Source organism: Micromonospora sp. H61 (assembly GCF_018070325.1).
In the GTDB taxonomy this organism is placed as follows: domain Bacteria; phylum Actinomycetota; class Actinomycetes; order Mycobacteriales; family Micromonosporaceae; genus Micromonospora; species Micromonospora salmantinae.
On record NZ_JAGPXY010000159.1, the window covers coordinates 1 to 3,560 of the forward strand.

Consider the following 3,560-nt stretch of genomic DNA (forward strand, 5'->3'; position numbering starts at 1 on the left):
GGTACGGGTCTTCTTCGGATTACGCCTGGCAGGCATCCGGGCCTCCTTCAATGCCGACCGGCACGGCCGGTCCCGCGCTGCGGCGGTCGGTCGGATCGGCTGGTGACCGCCGTTGCGCGACGGGTCGAGTGGGGAAGGGACTGCTCACCGGGGCCAGGCAGGGCCATCGCCGCCCAACGGCGGGGAGGGGATGCGGGACGCCCGGGAGCGCACGGACCGCGACGCGGGACGGCGGGCCGGCTCGGAAGTGGGGCGTCAGTTACGCATGTTCGTACCGTAGCCACCGCCGGACCGACGCGCATCCGGTTTTCCTGGCACGATCGGCACATGCTGATCGCGTTCTCGATCACCCCGCTCGGCGGTGACGACTCCGTGGGTGACCTGGTCGCCGAGGCGGTGCGGGTGGTCCGTGCGTCCGGTCTGCCCAACCGGACCGACGCCATGTTCACCACCATCGAGGGTGAGTGGGACGAGGTGATGGCGGTGGTGAAGCAGGCGGTCGAGGTGGTCGGCGCGCGGGCGCCCCGGGTGAGTGTGGTGATCAAGGCCGACGTCCGGCCCGGGGTCACCGACGCGCTGACCGGGAAGATCGCCCGAATCGAAGCCCGTCTCGCCGAAGGCTGACGCGCCCGGCGCGGGATGACGACACGTTTCCCTGCGAGGGGCACACCGACCGTTGTCGAGGGCCCGAGCGGCCAGGGGCAACGTCCACATCACGTGCAGTAAAGGGACGTCGATCACTGGTCCGTATCGGCTCACACCACGGTAAGTTTCCAAGCGCTGATAGTGGTGTGACGAGAGGTGGCGGCACGAATGGCTGATCAGGCGAGGGCACAAATCGGTGTGACCGGGCTGGCGGTGATGGGTCGCAATGTGGCCCGCAACCTGGCCCGCAACGGCTTCACGGTGGCAGTGCACAACCGCTCGCCGGAGCGCACCCGCAGCCTGGTCGCCGAGCACGGCGACGAGGGCACGTTCCTGCCGGGCGAGACGATGGCCGATTTCGTGGCGTCACTGGAACGACCCCGTGCGGTCATCGTCATGGTGAAGGCCGGCGCTCCCACCGACGCGGTGATCGACGAGTTGGTGCCGCTGCTCGACGAGGGCGACATCATCGTCGACTGTGGCAACGCCCACTTCGCCGACACCCGTCGCCGCGAGGAGGCGCTGCGGGCGCAGGGGCTGCACTTCAGCGGCACCGGCGTCTCCGGCGGCGAGGAGGGCGCGCTGCTCGGGCCGAGCATCATGCCGGGCGGCTCCGCCGAGTCGTACGCGAAGCTCGGGCCGATGTTCGAGAAGATCGCCGCCCAGGTGGACGGCGTGCCGTGCTGCACGCACGTCGGGCCGGACGGCGCCGGGCACTTCGTCAAGATGGTGCACAACGGCATCGAGTACGCCGACATGCAGCTCATCGCCGAGGCGTACGACCTGCTCCGGGCCGGCCTGGACGCGACGCCGGCCGAGATCGCGGAGATCTTCCGGGAGTGGAACAACGGCGAGCTGGAGTCGTTCCTCATCGAGATCACCGCCGACGTGCTCGCGCACACCGACGCGGCGACCGGCCGGTCGTTCGTGGACATCGTGCAGGACCGGGCCGAGCAGAAGGGCACCGGTCGGTGGACCGTACAGAGTGCCCTGGACCTGGGCATCCCGATCACCGGGATCGCCGAGGCGACCTTCGCCCGTTCGCTCTCCGGGCACGTCGACCAGCGTGAGGCGGCCCGCCGGGCGTTCCCCGACGCGGGTGACAAGTGGCAGGTCACCGACCGGGACACGTTCGTCGAGGATGTCCGCCGGGCGCTGCTCGCTTCCAAGATCGTTGCGTACGCGCAGGGCTTCGACCACATCCGCGCGGGCAGCCAGGAATACAACTGGGACATCGACCTGGGCGGCACCGCGACGATCTGGCGGGGTGGCTGCATCATCCGGGCCCGCTTCCTGAACCGGATCCGTGAGGCGTACGACGAGCAGCCCGACCTGCCGACGCTGCTGGTGGCGCCCTACTTCGCCGAGGCGGTCAGCGCTGGCGTGCCGAGCTGGCGGCGGGTGGTGGCCGACGCGACCCGGGCCGGCGTGCCGACGCCCGCGTTCTCGTCGTCGCTGGCGTACTTCGACGCGTTGCGCGCGGAGCGGCTGCCCGCCGCGCTGATCCAGGGTCTGCGGGACAACTTCGGCGCGCACACCTACCAGCGGGTGGACCGCGAGGGCTCGTTCCACACCACCTGGGCCGCCGACCGCACCGAGTCGCCGGCGTAGCTCGATCCTTGATGTGGTGGTCTCCCCCGGCTGGGAGGCCACCACATCCATGTTCGGGCGAGATCATGGGGGTAGGCCGCGCGGGTGACGGTCAGGCAACAGTGGCGTGCATCTCCCAGACGAGGATCTCGGCCGGTTCGTCGGCGGTCACCCGCCGGCCACCGGTCATGGTGAGCCGGGCCGCGTCGCCGCTGCCGAGCGGGCCGCTGCCCTCCAGGGTCACCGTGCCGTCGGGCACGTAGAGGTGCACGTAGGGCGCGTCCGGGATGGTGACCTCGTCGCCGGGGGCGAGACGGGCGGCGTGCAGTGTCGCGTACCGGTTGCGGATCCGGATCGCTGACGCGCCGTCGTAACGGTCCATCCCGGAGGCGATCGGGACCAGGCCCCCGCGGAGCAGCTCGTCCTCGATCTCCAACTGCTCGTAGCCGGGGTCGACGCCCTGCTCGTCGGGGAGCACCCACATCTGCACGAAGTGCACCGGGTCGGTGTGCGGCTCCTGGTTGTTGAGCCGCCAGGCGTCGTTCTTCTCCGAGTGCAGGATGCCGGTGCCGGCGCTCATCCGCTGGGCCAGACCCGGGTAGATCACCCCGGAGTGCCCGGTGGAGTCCTGGTGCACCAGGGAACCACGCAGCACCCAGGTCACGATCTCCATGTCCTGGTGCGGGTGGGTCTCGAAGCCAGCGCCCGGTCGGACCACGTCGTCGTTGTTGACCAGCAGCAGGCCGTGGTGGGTGTTGTCCGGGTCGTAGTGCCGGGAGAACGAGAAGGAGTGCTTGGAGTCCAGCCAGGAGATCCGGGTGGCGAAGCGATCATCGGCACGACGGATGTCAACAGCAGGTGCGGGCGCGGTCACCAGGCACGCTGCCCGGCGTCGGGGGTCGACGGCGCCCAGGTCAGGGCCGGCTCGCCGGTGGCCAGTTCGGCGATCTCACCGGTGCGCAACTGCGGTGTGTGGCCGAACTCGGCGCAGTGCTGCTCGGCGATCTCGGCACAGATTTCGGCCGCCTGCTCGCACATCGGGTCGCCCAGGTCGGCGGCGTTCAACGCCATGATCATCTTAAAGCGGAGATCGCGCATCTGCCCCCCAACCGCCATCGTCCCACCACCTCCGGACCCTACCCGCCACCCTTGCGCAGGACCCCGAAACGAGCACACTCACCCCAACCCGCCCACCGGCCGCGCACCCGCCCCCGGGTCGCGTCGATCATGGAGTTGTGATGGTGAACATAAGTCGCAAAAGCACCTAACCCGGCCACCACAACTCCATGATCGATGGGCGGGGCGGGGGCGGGGCCGGCGGGGCG

At 70.0% G+C, this 3,560-nt stretch carries 4 protein-coding genes; 2 read left to right on the plus strand and 2 right to left on the minus strand.

The features are described from left to right. The first annotated feature begins 327 nt into the window (after positions 1 to 327). Together KBX08_RS32490 and gndA are read left to right on the plus strand one after the other, a co-directional pair. On the plus strand, positions 328 to 624 hold the full coding sequence (locus KBX08_RS32490) for a thiamine-binding protein (RefSeq protein ID WP_210787591.1): 297 nt from the start codon (positions 328 to 330) through the stop codon (positions 622 to 624). A gap of 189 nt (positions 625 to 813) precedes the next feature. Beyond that, entirely contained in the window at positions 814 to 2,256 is a 1,443-nt protein-coding gene (gndA, locus tag KBX08_RS32495; RefSeq protein WP_210787592.1) for an NADP-dependent phosphogluconate dehydrogenase, read from the plus strand. Positions 2,257 to 2,347: 91 nt separating this feature from the next. Here gndA and KBX08_RS32500 read toward each other — a convergent pair whose 3' ends face one another. Continuing rightward, positions 2,348 to 3,109, minus strand: coding sequence for a pirin-like bicupin family protein (locus KBX08_RS32500; protein WP_210787594.1), 762 nt, complete (start codon positions 3,107 to 3,109; stop codon positions 2,348 to 2,350). Further along, entirely contained in the window at positions 3,106 to 3,333 is a 228-nt protein-coding gene (locus tag KBX08_RS32505; protein ID WP_247670446.1) for a thioredoxin reductase, read from the minus strand. The genes KBX08_RS32500 and KBX08_RS32505 overlap by 4 nt, the downstream gene beginning before the upstream one ends. Positions 3,334 to 3,560: the final 227 nt, after the last annotated feature.